The following is a 16,966-nucleotide window of genomic DNA, read 5'->3' on the forward strand; positions in this document are numbered from 1 at the left end:
TCCTGAAACCGACTGCATCACTGATTGCGCTCGTTCCCCGAATCGGGGGGATCCGCAATATTCCCATTATCCGCCCGCGCCGCGGCGCCCACCTCACCGCCGGGGACGGGCCCGGCCCGCTGCTCGGACGGTTGTGCGACCGCGGCCAGCGCCGACAGGTCCGAACCGGTGTCGTTGACCCGCCACACGTAGGGGGCGGCCGGGGTGTAGCGCACCACGCTGATCGAGGCCGGTTCCACCACGATGCGCTGGAACCCGTCGAGATGGATGCCGAACGCGTCGGCCAGCAGCGACTTGATCACATCGCCGTGCGTGCAGGCCACCCACAGCACGTCGCGGCCGTGGCGTTCGGCCAGCTCGGCGTCGATCGCGCGCACCGCGGCCACCGCCCGGTACTGCACCTGGGCCAGGCCCTCACCGCCGGGGAACACCGCACCCGAGGCGTGCTGCTGCACGACCTTCCACAGCGGCTCCTTGACCAGCTCCGACAGCAGCCGGCCGGTCCACTCGCCGTAGTCGACCTCGAGCAGGCGCTCGTCGGGTTCGGGGTCGAGGCCGAGTTTGTCGGCCAGCGGCGAAACCGTGCGCGTGCAGCGCAGCAGCGGGGAGTGCACGATGTGCTCGATCGGTAACGGTGCCAGGCGTTCTGCCACCGCCAGCGCCTGCTCGGTGCCGCGCTCGGTGAGCTCGACGCCCGGGCTGCGGCCGGCCAGCGTGCGCGCGGTGTTGGAGGTCGACACCCCGTGCCGCAGCAGGATCACCGTCATGGGACCAGACTAGGCGATCACCGCCGCCGAACTCGCGCCGTCACCGGCCCGCCACCTCGGACGCATCTGCTGACGATGCGGAATCCGCTGTGGTGCAACCTGTTTCGCTGTCGGAGGAATCGGTGTCCGCCGTCCGGGCCGGCCTCCCCGCACCGGCGGGCGCTGTGGTGCACCTCGCATCTTCCGGCGGTTCGCGAGTGGTATCCGTTTCCGGGACCGGTTGTGGCCCTAGGCTCGGACACTGTGACAAGAGCTGGGGCGGTGTGGTGATGGAACAGCGGGCGGTGGGTCGTAGTGGCCTGCGGGTATCGCGGATGGGGCTGGCCACCCACACCTGGGGCCGGGAAACCGATGCCGAGGACGCGGCGGCGCAGCTGGTGGCCTTCGTGGAGGCCGGCGGAACGCTGGTCGACACCTCGCCGGTGTATCAGGGCGGGGCCGCCCAACGCATGCTCGCCGAGCTGGTGGGCGAGCTGGTACCGCGCGACGACCTGGTGATCAGCGGATGCGCGGGCCTGGTGCCGGTGCCCGGTGTCACCGACCCCGACGGCGGGCCCGCGGCGGGCATCCACTGGAGTGTGGACGCCTCGCGCCGCACCCTGATGCGTCAACTCGACCGCACCCTCGCCGAGCTGGGCACCGACTACCTCGACATCTGGAGTGTCGCGGCGTGGGATCGGCACACCCCGCTCGACGAGATCGCGGCCACCCTCGACCACGCCGTGCGCTCGGGCAAGGTGCGCTACGCGGGTGCGCGCGGCCTGAGCGCGTGGCAACTGGCCACGCTGGCCTCGGCCGCCCCGATCGTCGCAGCGCAGTCGCCCTATTCGCTGCTGGCACGTGGCGCGGAAAGCGAACTGCTGCCGGCGGCCGGACACCACGGGGTCGGATTGATCGCGGCCTCGCCGCTGGCCGGTGGGATCCTCACCGGCAAATACCGCGACGGCGTGCCCGCCGACTCGCGCGGCGCCGACGAGGCGACCGCCGCCGAGATCCGCGACCGTCTCGACGAACACGCCACCCGGGTCGTGGACGCGGTGGTCACCGCCGCCGACGGGCTGGGCACCTCACCCCTCGCGGTGGCGGCGGCCTGGCTGCGCGACCGGCCCGGCGTCGCGTCGATGATCGTCGGCGCACGCGATATCGGCCAGCTCACCGGCGTACTCGCCGCCGAAACGCTGGAACTTCCACGCGCGATCGCGGCCGCCCTCGACGACGTCAGCGGCATCTGACCGGCCGAGCCGGGCGAACGCGCGGAGACAGGGCGATGACAACCCGTCCGCGCGACCACTTAGGCTTGCCTACATGAGGTGTCTCGACGTTCGTTCGGCCCGCGCCGCCTCCGCCGCACCGGCGGGGCCGAGGGCTGCGACGACCGCACAGAACCGTTCGGCTTCGACCGAGCCGGGTGCGTGGCGGATGGCCGGGCGGCTGCTCACGCTGCTCGGGGCCGTGCTGCTCATCGGAGTCACCACCGCGTGCGGCGGCAGCGGCACCTCGGGCGGGCAGCCGGGGGCGGCCACCGCCACCCTCGCGAATCTGGATCCGACGCCCATCGGCCCCGCACCGGCACCGGCGCTGCCGGTCACGGTCCACTCGTTCGACGGCGCCGAGGTCACCGTCACCTCCGCGGAGCGGATCGTGGCCGTCGACCGCTACGGCACCCTCGCCCAGACCGTGTGGGCACTGGGTCTGGGTTCGAAACTGGTGGGCCGGTCGACGTCGGCGGCCTTTCCCGCGGTGCGTGATGTGCCCAACGTCGCGGGCGGCAACGGCAGCATCAATATCGAAGCCGTTGCCGCGCAACGGCCCACGGTCTTCCTCACCGACACCACCAGCGCCACCCCCACCATGCGTGATCAGCTGCGTGCGCTGGGCATCACGGTCGTCTACTTCGATCCCCAGCGCACCATCGACGGCGTCGGCCCGCAGATCCGGTCGGTCGCCGACGCGCTGGGCGTGCACGACCAAGGGGTGAAACTGGCCGACCGCACCCACGCCGAAATCACCGCCGCCACGTCCGCGGTGCCGAAACACCAGCCGCCGTTGAAGATCGGATTCGTGTATCTGCGCAGCACCGCGATCACCATGCTCGCCGGGCCCGGCTCGGGCGCCGATTCGCTGGTGACCGCGCTGGGCGGCATCGACGCCGGAACCGCGGCGGGACTGACCGAACCGTTCACCACCATCACCAGTGAGGCGATGATCAGCGCCGCGCCGGATGTGCTGCTGGTGATGTCGGACGGGCTGAAATCGGTCGGCGGCGTCGACGGCCTGGAGAAGGTCCCCGGGGTCGCGCAGACGCCGGCCGGACGCAACCATCGCATCGTCGACATGTCCGATGCGGTCCTGCTCAGCTTCGGACCCGAGACCGGTCACGTGCTCGAAGCGCTGTCCAAGGCCGTCTACGGCGCCCAGCCCGCATGACCTCCGGCGATTCACCCGGCGAGGAATCCGCCGATTCCGGTCCTCGTCCTGCGGCGCTGATTCCGGCGCACCCGGACCCGGGCCCCGATCGCCGCGATACCGGGGAAGCCGTCGTCGGCCCGCGCACACCGCGTCGCTGGTCCCGCATCACCGTCGTCTTCGCGGTATCGATCGCCTTGCTGGTGATCCTGGCGCTGATCTCGGCCGCCGTCGGACAGGTCCCCACGACCCCGCTGGAGGTGGCCGGCAGCGTGCTGCACCGGATCGGGCTGGACTGGGGGCCGATGCCGCACCACCCCGCCGGTGAGGTCACGCTGTGGGAGGTCCGGTTCCCGCGCGTGGTGCTGGCGATGCTGGTCGGTGCGGCGTTGGCGACCGCCGGTGCGCTGCTGCAGGGTGTGTTCGCCAATCCCCTCGCCGAACCCGGCGTGATCGGTGTGTCCGCCGGCGCGGCCGTCGGTGCCGGGGTGGTGATCGTGGTCGGTGGCGCGTTCGCGGCGGCCTGGTCGGTCGCCGGTGGCGCCTTCGTCGCCGGACTCGGGACCACCCTCGCCGTGTATCTGTTGTCGCGCTCGGGCGGGCGCACCGAAACCGTGACGCTGGTGCTGACCGGTGTCGCGGTCAACGCCTTCGCCGGCGGTCTGATGTCGTTTCTGCTGTTCACCGCCTCCCCCGCCGCCCGCGATCAGATCGTGTTCTGGCAGATGGGCAGCCTCAACGGCGCCACCTGGCAGGCGGTGGCCGTGGTGGCGCCGCTGGCGGCGCTGGGCGTGGCGGCGGCGGTCGTGATGGCGCCGCGTCTGGATCTGCTCGCCCTCGGGGAATCGGCGGCACGGCACCTCGGTGTCGACGTGGAACGATTGCGGCGCAACGTGATCGTCGTCGTCGCGATCCTGGCCACCGCCGGGGTGGCCTTCACCGGCATCATCCTGTTCGTCGGACTGATCGTCCCGCACGTGGTGCGCATGCTCGTCGGTCCCGCGCACCGGGTCCTGATCCCGCTGTCGGCGATTCTCGGCGCGGTGGTGCTGCTGGCCGCCGACATCGGCGCCCGGACCCTGGTCCACAACGCCGATCTCCCCCTGGGCATGCTGACCTCGCTGGTCGGAGGGCCGTTCTTCTTCTGGCTGCTGCGGCGCACCCGCGCCCGATCGGGAGGCTGGGCATGAGCGGCACGGGCTCGGCGCGGATGCGCGCGCTGATCCGCACACTCCGTCCCGCACACGGCATCCCACAGCCGACACCACGCGGGGCGGTCACCCTGCGGGCCCGCGGTATCGATATCGCGCGCGGCGGGCGACCGGTGCTCGAATCGGTCGACATCGACGTCGTCGCCGGGCAGATCCTGGCCCTGGTGGGGCCCAACGGGGCGGGCAAGTCGACCCTGCTGGCCGCGCTCTCGGGCGAACTCGAACCGGCAAGCGGCACAGTCGAACTCGACGGCCGGCCGATCGCCGGCTGGACCCCCACCGATATGGCGCGCCGCCGCGCGGTGCTGCCGCAGAACCACACCGTCGGATTCCCGTTCACGGTCCGCGAGGTCGTCGCCATGGGCCGCTCCCCCTGGGCTCGCACCCCGCGCCAGGAACTCGACGATCAGGCGATCGCCGCCGCGCTGGCCGCCACCGATATCGAACATCTCGCCGCGCGGCCGTTTCCCGCGCTCTCCGGCGGCGAGCGCGCCCGCGCGGCGCTGGCCCGGGTACTGGCCCAGGACACCGAGACGTTGCTGCTCGACGAGCCCACGGCCGCATTGGATCTCGGCCATCAGGAACAGGTGCTGCGCCTGGCATCGGCCCGTGCCGCCGAGGGGGCGGCCGTGGTGGTCGTGCTGCACGATCTCGGTCTGGCCGCCGCCTACGCCGACCGCGTCGCCGTGCTCGACGGCGGCCGCCTCGCCGCGGTCGGCCATCCCCGCGACATTCTCACCACCGACCTGCTGACCACCGTCTACCGCCACCCGGTCGAGGTCATCGACCATCCCGTCACCGGCGCCCAGCTGATCCTGCCCGTGCGCCGCTGACCTCGGCTCAGCCCGCGATCGAATCCGGATGGCCGAACAGGGCGACCAGGGCCGGATCGTGGAACTTCACCACGTGCGACACCCCGGCGGCGGTCGCCGCCAGCACCACGATCCCGTCCGCGCGCAGCACTCCGTCCGCGCAACGGTGGTAGACGACGGCGGCGGGCTGCCCATTGGCGGTGGTGACGATCATTCGCCACTCGCCGGGCACACCCAGCACACAGGTGTCGAGCATCCGGATGCAGTGTTCACGCCCGGCCTGCCACTCGCGGAACGGGGTCGCCTCCAGGGTGGCGTCGGTGCGCAGCACCTGTTCCAGCAGGGCGGCATCGGATCGCTCGAAGGCCGCGATGTAGCCGTCGAGCAGCGCTCGCGCGCGCCGGTCGGTCGGTTCCAGGAGTGCCTCGGGGGCGGGTTCCAGTTCGTCCAGACGGGCGCGGGCACGCTGCAGGCCGCTCTTCACCGCCGCGGTGGTGGTACCGAGAATCTCCGCTGTCTCGGCCGCGGAAAACGCCAGCACCTCCCGCAGCAGGAGGATGGCGCGCTGGCGGGCGGGCAGGTGCTGCAGGCTCGCGACCAACGCCAGGCGCAGCGACTCGCGCGCGACGACCACCGCCACCGGATCGCCGGTGTCCGCCGTGACGCAGCCGTCAGGCAACGGCTCGAGCCACGAAACCTCTTCTGCCGCAACCTCTCTCGGCGCGCGATCCGATTCGCCGCCCGGACCGTTGAGACCCGAGGGCAGGACCCGCGTACGGTGCGACGTCCGCGCGGTGAGGCAGACGTTGGTGGCGATCGTGTACAGCCACGACCGCATCGACGCCCGGCCCTCGAACCCGGCGTAGGAGCGCCAGGCCCGAAGGTAGGTCTCCTGCACCAGATCCTCGGCATCGTGTGCCGAACCGGCCATGCGGTAGCAGTGCGCCAGCAGCTCCCGGCGGTAGCGCTCGGAGTCGGCGGCGAATCGGTCCCGGTCCGCCGCCCGTGGCTGCGCCGTCATATCGCCGAGTGTAGGAGTCGTGATCACGGCCGCAGTGCCAGTTTGCCGACGGTCGTGCGGTTCTCCAGCTCAGCCAGCACCTTCGGCCCGTCGGCCAGGTCGTAGACCGTGGGCCGTGCGGGTGCGACCACACCGGCGGCGACGAGGCCGGACAACTCCGCCATGACGGCGCCGAAGATCTCCGGCGCCGCCTGGATCAGCACACCGATATTGAGGCCGATGAGCTGGATCTGATGTTCGTAGATCAGCTGCCGGTTGCTGATCGCGGCATCGCCACCGGCCGCGCCGAATACGACCACCCGGCCGGTGACCCGTTTGGCCGCGGCCAGGCTGTCCGCGAAGCCGGGGCCGCCTGCGGACTCGAGCACCAGATCGACGCCGGTGCCGCCGGTCAGCTCCCGCACCTCCGCGGCCGGGCTCGCACTGCGCGAGTCCACGACATGGTCTGCGCCGAGCTCGCGCACGATGTCGTGTTTGCCCGCGGCGGCGGTGGCGATGACCGTCGCCCCGTAGTGCTTGGCCAGGGTCACCGCGACCTGTCCGGTCGCACCCGCCGCGGCCTGGATCAGCACGGATTCACCGGCTACGAGGCGGCCCAGCGGCTTCAGCGCGGCGAGCGCGGTCGGGTGGTTGACGGCCAGGCCCAGGGCTTGTTCGGGTGTCCAGCCCTCCGGCACCGGGACGGCCGCGACGGCCGGCAGGACCAGGTATTCGGCGAAGGCTCCGTCTCCCACCCCGGCCACGCGCGCTCCCGGCAGGGGTTCGCTCACGCCCTCGCCCACCGCCACGACCTCGCCGACGGCCTCGAACCCCGCCAGGTACGGCGGCCGCGGGCCGCCGCCGAACGTGCCGTGGCTGCGCGAGATGTCGGCGAAGTTGACCCCGGCCGCAGTCACGCGGATCAGGATCTCGCCCGGGCCGGGGTGGGGCACCGGCGCGTCGGTGATCAAACGGGTGTCCTGCGGCCCCAGCAGTGATGTCTGCTGCAGGGCCCGCATGGTTGCGGGAACGGTCACGGCACTCAACTCTCTTTTCTCGGCTCGTCGCGGCCCACCGGTTCGGCGCCGCCGGCCATGTAGACCTCGGGCGGTGTGAAAAGGAATCGGTGGCCCGGTGCGAGTCGTCTCGGTCGCACTTCCACCCCAACCGGACCATGGGGTCCGGTTGGTTCCGGGTGAAAGCGCGTCACCCCGGTGAGCGACTGACCGTTCCGCCGTGGTCGTTGTTGTGCCGGTCAGCGACGACCGCGGAAGGTGCGGCGCAGGTCGTCGATCCACAGATCCGGGATCTCCCACGGGATGAAGTGGCCGCCACGGTCGTGGGCGGTGAGGTTGACGTGGTTGTACCACTGGGCGCGGTCGCCGGTGCGGAAGTTCTCGACGCGGCCGTCGGTGTCGACGCCGGGTGGGTTCTCGTAGCCGACGAAGGTGATGCCGGTGGGTGCCTCGACGACCGGGAGGCGGTCGTGCGCGGGCGTCCAGGGGTAGCGATTGTTGTTGGCGTAGAGGCGGATCGACGTGCCGATGGTGTTGGTGACCCAGTAGATCGTCGCGTGCGTGAGCAGATCGTCTCTACTGAACACGTTTTCCACGTCACCGCCGTTGTCGCTCCACTTCGACCACCGCTCCAGGATCCATGCCAGCATGCCCGCCGGGGAATCGGACAGCGCGTGGGCGAGGGTGCTGGGGGCGAGCAGGTGTGCCGCCAGGTGCACGGCGAAACGCCTGTCCAGCTCCACGAATCGCGCGTGCACCGCGGCGGGCAGGTCGTCGGGAATCGGCCGTCCGCCACTGAAGTCCCAGGCGCGATCGCCGTTGAACAGGGTCAGTTTCAGCCCGGACCCGATGTGGATGGCATACAACTCGCCGGCGTATTTGTGACCGAGCTGCGCGGTGACCAGCGCGCCCACATCGCAGCCCGCCGCAGCGTATTTCTCGTGGCCCAGCACCTCGGTCATCAGTGTGTGCCAGAGGTCGGCGACCTTCCAGAAGTTCAGATCCGGGCGGTCGGTCAGCGGGCTGGAGAATCCGAAGCCGGGAAACGACGGCACGATCACGTCGAACGCCTCGCCCGGGTCGCCGCCGTGCGCCCCCGGATCGGCCAGCGGGCCGGCGACCTTGGACCAGTGCCAGAACGTCCAGGGCCAGCCGTGGGTCAGGATCAGCGGCGTCGGATTCGGTCCGACGCCGGGCTTGCGCATGAAATGGATCGGCACCCCGTCGATGTCGACCCGGTAGTGCTGGAAGGTGTTGATCTCGGCTTCGGCTGCGCGCCAGTCGTATCCGCTGCGCCAGTAGTCGACGAGCTCCCGCAGACAACTTCCGCGCACACCGTAATACCCGTCCTCGTTGCCGGCGTCGTCGGGCAGACGGGTCAGTTCCAGGCGCTGCCGCAGGTCGGCGAGCGCACTGTCGGGGACGTGAATCGTCGTGGGAGTCAAGGGGAACGGTCGGGCATCGTGGGTGGTGTCGCTCATGTGGCCTCCTGTTCCGTGTGGTCGCTACAATTACATAAGCAACTTATTTAAGCAACTTGTATAAGTTCCGGATATAGTCGACCGTGTGGACGACATCGACGATTTCGACGTGGACGGATTCGCCGCGGTGATCGAGGACTTCAACCGCGTCTACATCCGCATCCCGGTCCGGGAGAAACTGCCCTTCACCACGCTGTCGGTGCTCGACACCCTGGCCCAGCGCGGCCCGATGCGGCTGACGGAACTGACCGAGACCGAGCAGATGACCCAGCCGGGCATCACGCAACTCGTCGCGCGCCTGGAACGTGACGGGCTGGTGCTGCGCCGCCGCGACCCCGGCGACGGGCGAGCCGTACTCGTCCACCTGACCGATGCGGGCCGCCAGATCCGGCAGAGCCGCCACGACGACCGAGTCCGCTACCTGGCACCGCTGATCGGCGACCTGAGCCCGGCCCAGCGCCGGGCGCTGGCGGCCGCGTTGCCCGCCCTCACCCGGCTGGCGCAGCTGGAGCGGGAGCGCTGACACCGCGAGCGCGGCGCGATTCTCCGCAGCGGCGGCCGGACCGCGGTTGACGCGCCCGCCCCGGCGAAACGCTCACCGCCACACCAGTTTCAGCACCGCGGGGGTCAGCAGCATGCGGATCACCGTGGCATCGAGGATCAGCGCCGCGATCATGCCGTAGGCGATGTACTTCATCAGCACCAGATCCGAGAATCCGAACGCGCCGGTGACCACGATGAGAATCGCCGCCGCCGAGGTGATCACCCCGCCGGTGTGGGCGATGCCGTAGCGGATCGCCTCCGCCGGCGGCGCCCCGTCCGCGCGGGCCTCGGCCATGCGCGACTGCAGGAACACCTCGTAATCGGTGGACAATCCGAACAGCACCGTCACGATCAGCACCAGCACCGCGAACATCAGCGGCCCGGGCGTGAAGCCGAGCAGGCCCGCACCGTGGCCCTCGACGAAAATCCACGTCAGAATGCCCAGTGCCGCACCGAGACTCAGCGCGCTCATGATCACGGCCTTCAACGCCAGCACGATCGAGCGGAAGGCGATGTACATCAGCACCAGCGCCGCGGTCGCCAGAATCGTTGCCAGCAACGGTAATCCGTCGATGAGGCCGTGGATGGCGTCGCGTTCCAGGGCCGGCACCCCGGCCACCATCACCTGCACATCGGGTGGATGCGGAATCGCACGCAGCGCGGCGATGGCGGCGTCGGCGTCGGATTTGTGCACCACGCCGGTGGACAGCACGTTGACGCCGTTGGTCGTCGGCGCCGCCGCCTCGAACGGACCCGTCAGACCGGGCGCGAAGTTGGCCTGGAACCGGATATCGGACAGCTGCTGCGGATCGGCCCCGACGACCACCAATTTCAATGGCTCGGTGCGGAATTCGGGGAACAGCGTGTCGAACTTCTCCTGCGCCACGCGGGCCGGATTGTCGGCCGCGAGGTACCGCTCCGACAGGCCGCCGAATTCGATGTTGCGGAACGGGATCAGGAGGAACAGCAGTCCGGCCACCACCGGCACGATCACCCGCGCGGGATGGCGCATCGCGAACAGGGCCAGCTTGGAGAAGAATCCGTTGTCGATCTCCTGGGCGCTGCGGATCCCGGCGAACCGGTGCCAGCCCCACAGATCGATGCGCCGCCCGACGATGCTCAGCGCCGCGGGCAGCGCGGTCACCGACAGCAGCGCCGCCAGCAGCACCGAACTGATCCCGCCGTAGGGCACCGAACGCAGCACCCCGTTGGGATAGATGAACAGCGCCGCCAGGCTCACCGCGATGATCGCCGCGGAGAACAGCACTGTTCGCCCGGCCGTGGCGACGGTGCGCGCGGTCGCCTCCTCCACACTGCGCCCCGCGGCCAATTCCTCCCGGAAGCGGGTCACCGCGAACAGGCCGTAGTCGATCGCCAGCCCCAGGCTGACCAGGGTGACCACGGCACTGGCGAAGACGTTGACGTCGATGTGGTCGGTGAGCAGGCGCATCATGCCCTGACTGCCCAGAATCGTCATCCCGCCGATGAGTACCGGCAGCAGCGCGCCCACCACGCCGCCGAACACGAAATACAGCAGCACCGCCACCACCGGCAGCGCGATCAGCTCGGCTCGATGGATATCGTCCTGCATCCCGATATTGATGCCCTCGACCACCGGCTGCAGACCCGCCAGCTGCACCGTCGTGCCGCCCGGCCCGCGCCCGGAACCGCCTGCGCCCAAATCCTTCTGGATGGCGAGGTAGTTGTCGACCGTGGCGGTGTCCGAGCCGTGCAGGCCGATGCTGGCGAAGGCGTGGGTGCGCGAGGCGTCGGCGAACTGCCCCATCATGGAACCGTCGAAATAGCTGTCGATCTTCTTGATCCGGTCCGGATACCGGTCGTGCAGATCCTTCAGCGCCGAGCCGATCGCCGCGCGGATCGGCGGATCGTCGACGGTATGGCCGGGCGGTGCGGTGTAGAGCACGATCACGTCGGCGTCGGTGTCGCGCCCGAAGGTCTGATCGGCGAGTTTGGAGGCGACCACCGATTCGCTGTGCTCGTCGAACCATCCGCCCTGGGTCAGCCGCGAGCCCAGATCACGGCCGTAGAACCCCGAGACGGCCACGATCAGGACGAAGACCGCGAACACCAGATACCGATGGCGGTGGACGAATCGGCCCCACCGCAGGAGAAACCCCTCGAGCATGCCGGGGGTCAGCCGCAGGCCGCGGTGCGATAGTCGGCCGAACGCAGGATTCCGCACAGGTCGGTGCGCGAGATCTTCCACTTCCCGTCGAGATCGACGAAATGCACGATGGTGGTGCGCACGTTCTCGCCGCTGCCGTCCTTGTCCAGCCGCATCGTGGCGGTCAGGGTGCCGTCGTGATTGTCGAAGACGGGATCGACCACGCCGTATACGGCGCGCGGATTGTCGTGCAGCGCCTTGTACATATCGGGAATGGCGTCCTTGAACGCGGCGCCGTCCTCGATCAGGTCGGTGCGCTCACTGTCGGGCAGCGACGGATCCAGGGCGCGTTTGATCTGCGAGTCCAGCTGCGCGGCGGACGGCAGCGGCGGCCGGTTGGCGCTGCTGACGGCAGCCGCCTCCGAGGACGAGGTGAGTGCGGCGTAGGCCGACGAGCGCGCCGCCGCCACCGAAGCCTCGTCGGGACCGCTGTCGCAGGCGGCGATCACCAGCGCGAGCATCGTGATTCCCCAGGCGCCGTGGACCGTGCGTCGCAATGCCATTACGTCCTCGAATGTGTCGAAAGTAACCGGTGGTTCCTACAGTCTGGCACGGGGATCAACGGCCCTCGATCACCGCGCTCAGCCGGTTCAGCAAGGCACGCACCGTCGTGGTCGCGCCGCGCTGTTCGGATACCGGCACGGCGGTCGGCACCAGATCACGCACCAGAGCGCGCACGCTGCGGGCGTCGTCGAGGTCGATATCGGTGACGGCGGCCTCGACCACGGCCACCACATCCTCGGGGCCGGGCACGTCAGTGGTGGCGTCGGCGCGGTAGATCTCCAGGGTGAGAGTGGAGCGCACCGTACGGAAGGCGAACGGCTGCCCCTCGGCCGTTCGGCCGAACCCGTGCGCGAACGGACCAACGGTTAAATCTTCAAGTGTGAATTCAGACGTGCGGTCTGTTTCCAACCGAGACTCCCCTGATTCGACGTCCGATGCGAGGTACCCACGGTAACGGGTGAGGTGCGTGCCACGCCGGAACCACCCCGGTGACCGGGCCGCGTGTCCGATCATGGTCAGATGAAACAGTACGCATGAGTCACACGAAGGAGTTCGGAGCATGCGGGGTAACCGGTCGGCACTGAGTGCCGTCCTCGCGGCCGCCGGTGCCGTCGTGCTCGTCGCGGGCTGTTCCTCCCACAGCGACGACGCGACCTCTCCCGCGGCCGGTGCTCCCGGCACCGCCGCCGCCGCGCCGGCGACGACGGCCGCGCCCGCCGGAGCCGTCACCGCCTTCGGGCCGGTAGGTTCGCTGCTCGCCGAACCCACTACCGGCCGGGTCGTGGCGCTCGATCCCAACGGGCTCGGATTGCGCCTGGTCGACCCGGCGAATCCCGCTGCCGCGCGGTCGGTCACCCTGCCCGCGCACGCCACCGGTCTCGCGCTCGGCGCCCCCGGTGAGGTGCTGGTAGCCGCCGGGCGCGAGGTGTTGCGCGTCGATATCGCCACCGCCGCGGTCCGCCCGGTACCCGTCGACGGCGACGTGCGCGCGATCGCCCGCCGCGGCGACGGCAGCCTGGTCGCCGGGCTCGACGGCGGCCGCGTGCAGATCCTCGATGCCGACGGGCACCCGAAGCGCACCGTCAGCGGCCTGGGCACCGTCGATGCGGTAACCGCCACGGCCGATGCGGTGGCCGCGCTGGATCTGGACCAGACCACCCTCACCGAGCTGGACCTCGATCGCGACCGCCCCGGTCTGGCTCTGCGTGCCGGCCTCGGCGCCACCCACCTCATCAGCGATCACTACGGCCGCCTGCTCGCGACCGACACCTCCGGCGGCGCGCTACTGGTCTACACGGCCGATCCGCTGCTGCTGCGCCAGCGCTTCCCGGTCGGGCCGTCTCCCTATGCGCTGGCCTACGATGAACGGTCCGACACCGTATGGCTCACCCTGAGCGGAAGCAACCAGGTGGTCGGTTTCGATCTGTCGACCGGTATACCGGAGGAAGTGGGTCGCTTCGCGACGGTGCGCCAGCCCAATTCGCTGACGATCGACAGCCGCACCGGCGACATGTTCGTCGGGTCGGCAACCGGAGACGGTCTGCAACGCATCGGTGCGGACCAGAGGAAGAGAGGTCAGTGATGGCTCGAGCGCCTCGATACGAGTCGGCGTCCGGCGCCGCACACCATGACCGGCGCAGAGGGTCGATTCCCCCGGGATGGGAGGAGACCAGCGAAGAAGGAGAATACGAGTACGTGCCGCTACGACTACCCCCGGACGTGAATCGGGTCACCGCGTCCATGCGCCTGGCCATCCAGGCCGAATTCGGCGGCTGGGAGCTCTCGCGAGTGCGGGCCTACACCGACGGCAGCCGGCGAGTGTTGTTGCGGCGGCGCAAAACCAGCTTCCCCGTGACCGAAACGGGGATGTGAGGGATGTATTCCTTATTCCTGCGGTTGCTGTTCCTGGTGCCGCCCGAGCGTATCCACCACCTCGTGTTCACTGTCATCCGGCTCACGACCGCCTTCCCGCCGACACGATGGCTGGCCCGCAGGCTCACCGCGGCCGCTGATCCGATCCTCTCCACCACCGTCTTCGGCGTCGACTTCCCGGCGCCGCTGGGCCTGGCCGCCGGGTTCGACAAGGACGCCGCCGGTGTGAACGCCTGGGGCGCACTGGGTTTCGGCTTCGCAGAGATCGGCACCGTCACCGCGCAGGCGCAGCCGGGTAATCCGGCGCCGCGACTGTTCCGGCTGCCGGCCGACCACGCGCTGATCAACCGGATGGGCTTCAACAACCACGGGGCGGCCGCGGCCGCGGAACGGCTGGCCGCACGCCGCAGCGGTGGCGTGCCCATCGGCGCCAACATCGGCAAGACCAAGGTCGTGGAGCCCGAACACGCCGCCGAGGACTATGCCCTCAGCGCCCGGCTGCTGGGCCCGCTCGCGGACTTCGTCGTGGTCAACGTCAGCTCCCCCAACACCCCCGGCCTGCGCGATCTGCAGGCCGTGGGATCGCTGCGCCCGCTGCTGCGCGCGGTGCTCGACAGTGTCGCGGCCGGCGCCGAACCCAAACCGGTGCTGGTCAAGATCGCCCCCGACCTGTCCGACGAGGACATCGACGCGGTCGCCGACCTGGCCGTCGAACTCGGTCTCGCCGGAATCGTGGCCACCAATACCACCATTCGCCGTGACGGACTGGCCACCGCGGCCGCGAAGGTCACCGCGATGGGTGCGGGCGGACTGTCCGGACCGCCGGTCGCCGACCGCTCACTGGAAGTACTGCGCCGCCTCTACGCCCGCGTCGGGGACCGGCTGGTGCTGATCTCGGTCGGTGGGATCGAGAACGCCGATCAGGCCTACGAACGCATCCTCGCGGGGGCCTCGCTGCTGCAGGGCTACACCGGGTTCATCTACGGCGGGCCGTTCTGGACGCGGGCCGTGCACCGCGGCATCGCCGCCCGCCTGCGCGCGGACGGATACCGCAGTCTCGCCGAGGCCGTCGGCGCGGCGCACACCGCCCGCGCCTGAGGGGAGCCGATCCCGCCCGCTCGCCCCGATCCCACCGTTCGCCGGTCACACTGCTCGCCGGTCACACTGCCGCGGCCTCTTTCCGGTGCGCGGGGCCGGTTGCTACCGGCCGGAAGAGCCCCCCGAATGTCCGATTTGACGTTTAGGATGGGTGATCCGCATCACGTCCCAGACGTGATGTTCGTGCACTGACCGGGAACAAGGGATATGACCACAGCAGAGATCGGCTACACCCACCACACCGGCGCCACGGTCCGCACCGTGCCCGAGGCCTTCCAGCAGACGGCGACACTGCGCCCGAACCAGGTCGCGTTGCGGACCGTCGGCGGCACCCAGCAGATCACCTGGGCCGACTACGCGCGCCGGGTGCGCGCGATCGCGGCCGGCCTGGCGAAACTCGGTGTCGCGCATGGTGACACGGTCGGGATCATGCTCACCAACCGGCCCGAGTTCAACCTGGTCGACACCGCGATCCTGCACCTGGGCGCCACCCCGTTCTCGGTGTACAACACCAGCTCTCCCGAACAGATCGCGCACGTGTTCGGCAATGCCGAGAACGGCGTGGTCGTCACCGAACAGGCCTTCCTCGCGCCGATCACCGCGTCCGGAGCGAAACTCGAGCACGTGATCGTCGTCGACGGCGCCGCCCCCGAGGGCGGTCTCACCCTGGAGCAGGTCGAAAACGATCCGGCCGAGGATTTCGATTTCGACGCCGCCTGGCAGGCGGTGCGGCCCGACGATCTGGCCACTCTGATCTACACCTCCGGCACCACCGGGCCGTCGAAGGGCGTGGAGATCACCCACGCCAATGTCGTCGCCCAGATCGTCGCGCTCACCAACGGCGCCCTCGTCGCCGATATCGATGCCCGGGCGGTGTCCTACCTGCCGGCCGCCCATGTCGCCGACCGCATCTCCGGGCACTGCCTCACCCTGTTCACCGGCGTCACCATCACCTGTGTGCCGGATCCGCGCGAGATCGCCGCCGCCCTGCCCGATGCCCGGCCCACCTTCTTCTTCGGCGTGCCGCGGGTGTGGCAGAAGATCAAGGCCGGTGTCGACGCGGCGATCGCCACCGAATCCAGCCCGGTGAAGAAGGCGCTGGCGCAGTGGGCGATCGGCGTCGGCGTGGCCACCGCCCGGGCGCGGCTGGCCGGCGGCAACGGCGGCCCGCTGCTGGCCGTACAGCACAAACTCGCCGATGCGCTGGTGCTGTCGAAGTTGCGCGCCACCCTCGGCCTGGACGAGTTGAAGGTCGCCTCCTCCGGCGCGGCCGCGATTCCGCCCGAGACACTGGAATTCCTGCTGGGACTGGGATTCACGGTCAGCGAGGTGTGGGGTATGTCGGAGACCACCGGCGTCGGCACCTTCACCGAACTCGACAAGCCGCGCCCGGGATCGGTGGGCCGGGCCGTCGACGGGGTGGAGATCCGGCTCGACCGCGACGGCGAACTGCTCATCCGCGGCGGCATCGTCACCCACGGCTACCGCAAGATGCCCGAGAAGACCAGTGAGGCCATCGATTCCGACGGCTGGCTGCACACCGGCGATATCGCGACCATCGACGGCGACGGCTACGTCACCATCGTGGACCGCAAGAAGGAATTGATCATCACCGAGGCCGGGAAGAACATCTCCCCCACCAATATCGAGAATTCGGTGAAGGCCGCCTCGTCGCTGGTCGGCCAGATCGTCGCCATCGGCGACTCGCGCCCCTACATCGCCGCGCTGGTCGTGCTCGATCCCGACACCGCCGCCGTGCGCGCGAAGGCGCTGGGCATCCCCGACGCCGATCTCGACACCCTCGCCAGCCATCCGCAGATCCTGGAGGAAGTGCGCGGCGCCATCGTCGCCGGCAACGCGAAACTGTCCCGGGTGGAGCAGATCAAGCGTTTCCGCATCCTCGCACGAGCCTGGGAACCCGGTGGCGTCGAACTCACCCCCACGCTGAAGTTGAAGCGTTCACCGATCGCCGCCGAATACGCCGCCGACATCGCCGAGCTCTACACCGATCCGGTCCCCGAGGGCGTACACAACCTCTAGCCGAATCGCTTCGGGCGCAGTCTTTTTCACG

General features: G+C 69.9%; 16 protein-coding genes. 9 read left to right on the forward strand and 7 right to left on the reverse strand.

Annotation, left to right across the window (positions count from 1 at the left end; all coding sequences use genetic code 11):
- Positions 1-17: 17 nt before the first annotated feature.
- Positions 18-767: a histidine phosphatase family protein gene (locus NK1_RS04975; protein ID WP_063007388.1), complete on the reverse strand. Its 750-nt coding sequence runs from the start codon at positions 765-767 to the stop codon at positions 18-20.
- A 269-nt stretch (positions 768-1,036) separates the two neighbouring features.
- Here NK1_RS04975 and NK1_RS04980 point away from each other — a divergent pair, with 269 nt between their 5' ends.
- The 4 genes from NK1_RS04980 to NK1_RS04995 all read left to right on the forward strand — a co-directional run bounded on the left by NK1_RS04980 (position 1,037) and on the right by NK1_RS04995 (position 5,217).
- Positions 1,037-1,999, forward strand: coding sequence for an aldo/keto reductase (locus NK1_RS04980; protein ID WP_063007389.1), 963 nt, complete (start codon positions 1,037-1,039; stop codon positions 1,997-1,999).
- Between the two features lie 187 nt (positions 2,000-2,186).
- Entirely contained in the window at positions 2,187-3,194 is a 1,008-nt protein-coding gene (locus NK1_RS04985; protein ID WP_063007390.1) for a heme/hemin ABC transporter substrate-binding protein, read from the forward strand.
- A complete protein-coding gene (locus tag NK1_RS04990) occupies positions 3,191-4,363 on the forward strand; it encodes a FecCD family ABC transporter permease (protein ID WP_084460595.1) in 1,173 nt (390 codons plus the stop codon). The genes NK1_RS04985 and NK1_RS04990 overlap by 4 nt, the downstream gene beginning before the upstream one ends.
- 20 nt (positions 4,364-4,383) lie before the next feature.
- Positions 4,384-5,217 carry a heme ABC transporter ATP-binding protein gene (locus NK1_RS04995; protein WP_063007533.1) on the forward strand — a complete coding sequence of 278 codons (834 nt, stop codon included), beginning with the start codon at positions 4,384-4,386 and terminating at the stop codon, positions 5,215-5,217.
- 7 nt (positions 5,218-5,224) lie between these two features.
- Here NK1_RS04995 and NK1_RS05000 read toward each other — a convergent pair whose 3' ends face one another.
- The 3 genes from NK1_RS05000 to NK1_RS05010 form a co-directional block, all read right to left on the reverse strand.
- On the reverse strand, positions 5,225-6,217 hold the full coding sequence (locus tag NK1_RS05000) for a sigma-70 family RNA polymerase sigma factor (RefSeq protein WP_063007534.1): 993 nt from the start codon (positions 6,215-6,217) through the stop codon (positions 5,225-5,227).
- A gap of 23 nt (positions 6,218-6,240) precedes the next feature.
- Entirely contained in the window at positions 6,241-7,233 is a 993-nt protein-coding gene (locus NK1_RS05005) for an NADPH:quinone oxidoreductase family protein (RefSeq protein WP_063007535.1), read from the reverse strand.
- A 218-nt stretch (positions 7,234-7,451) separates the two neighbouring features.
- The gene (locus NK1_RS05010) at positions 7,452-8,693 is read right to left on the reverse strand and encodes an epoxide hydrolase family protein (protein ID WP_063007391.1); all 1,242 of its coding nucleotides are present in this window, start codon (positions 8,691-8,693) and stop codon (positions 7,452-7,454) included.
- Between the two features lie 85 nt (positions 8,694-8,778).
- Between NK1_RS05010 and NK1_RS05015 the strand changes: the two genes are divergently transcribed.
- On the forward strand, positions 8,779-9,216 hold the full coding sequence (locus NK1_RS05015; protein ID WP_063007392.1) for a MarR family winged helix-turn-helix transcriptional regulator: 438 nt from the start codon (positions 8,779-8,781) through the stop codon (positions 9,214-9,216).
- Between the two features lie 72 nt (positions 9,217-9,288).
- Here NK1_RS05015 and NK1_RS05020 read toward each other — a convergent pair whose 3' ends face one another.
- Genes NK1_RS05020 through NK1_RS05030 form a run of 3 tightly spaced genes read right to left on the reverse strand, consistent with a single transcriptional unit; the run spans position 9,289 to position 12,225 of the window.
- Complete coding sequence (locus NK1_RS05020; RefSeq protein ID WP_063007393.1) at positions 9,289-11,382, reverse strand: MMPL family transporter; 2,094 nt, start codon at positions 11,380-11,382, stop codon at positions 9,289-9,291.
- A gap of 8 nt (positions 11,383-11,390) precedes the next feature.
- On the reverse strand, positions 11,391-11,924 hold the full coding sequence (locus tag NK1_RS05025; RefSeq protein ID WP_063007394.1) for a WKL family lipoprotein: 534 nt from the start codon (positions 11,922-11,924) through the stop codon (positions 11,391-11,393).
- Positions 11,925-11,979: 55 nt separating this feature from the next.
- The gene (locus NK1_RS05030) at positions 11,980-12,225 is read right to left on the reverse strand and encodes a hypothetical protein (protein ID WP_232329172.1); all 246 of its coding nucleotides are present in this window, start codon (positions 12,223-12,225) and stop codon (positions 11,980-11,982) included.
- 259 nt (positions 12,226-12,484) lie between these two features.
- Between NK1_RS05030 and NK1_RS05035 the strand changes: the two genes are divergently transcribed.
- The 4 genes from NK1_RS05035 (at position 12,485) to NK1_RS05050 (ending at position 16,935) form a co-directional block, all read left to right on the forward strand.
- On the forward strand, positions 12,485-13,507 hold the full coding sequence (locus tag NK1_RS05035) for a YncE family protein (protein ID WP_063007395.1): 1,023 nt from the start codon (positions 12,485-12,487) through the stop codon (positions 13,505-13,507).
- Positions 13,507-13,797, forward strand: a complete 291-nt coding sequence (locus tag NK1_RS05040) for a DUF5703 family protein (RefSeq protein ID WP_063007396.1) — start codon at positions 13,507-13,509, stop codon at positions 13,795-13,797. The genes NK1_RS05035 and NK1_RS05040 overlap by 1 nt, the downstream gene beginning before the upstream one ends.
- A gap of 3 nt (positions 13,798-13,800) precedes the next feature.
- On the forward strand, positions 13,801-14,895 hold the full coding sequence (locus tag NK1_RS05045) for a quinone-dependent dihydroorotate dehydrogenase (protein WP_063007397.1): 1,095 nt from the start codon (positions 13,801-13,803) through the stop codon (positions 14,893-14,895).
- Positions 14,896-15,102: 207 nt separating this feature from the next.
- Positions 15,103-16,935: an AMP-dependent synthetase/ligase gene (locus tag NK1_RS05050; RefSeq protein ID WP_063007398.1), complete on the forward strand. Its 1,833-nt coding sequence runs from the start codon at positions 15,103-15,105 to the stop codon at positions 16,933-16,935.
- The last annotated feature ends 31 nt before the right edge of the window (positions 16,936-16,966 follow it).

It is taken from the genome of Nocardia kruczakiae NBRC 101016 (genome assembly GCF_001612965.1).
Classification (GTDB): Bacteria; Actinomycetota; Actinomycetes; order Mycobacteriales; family Mycobacteriaceae; genus Nocardia; species Nocardia kruczakiae.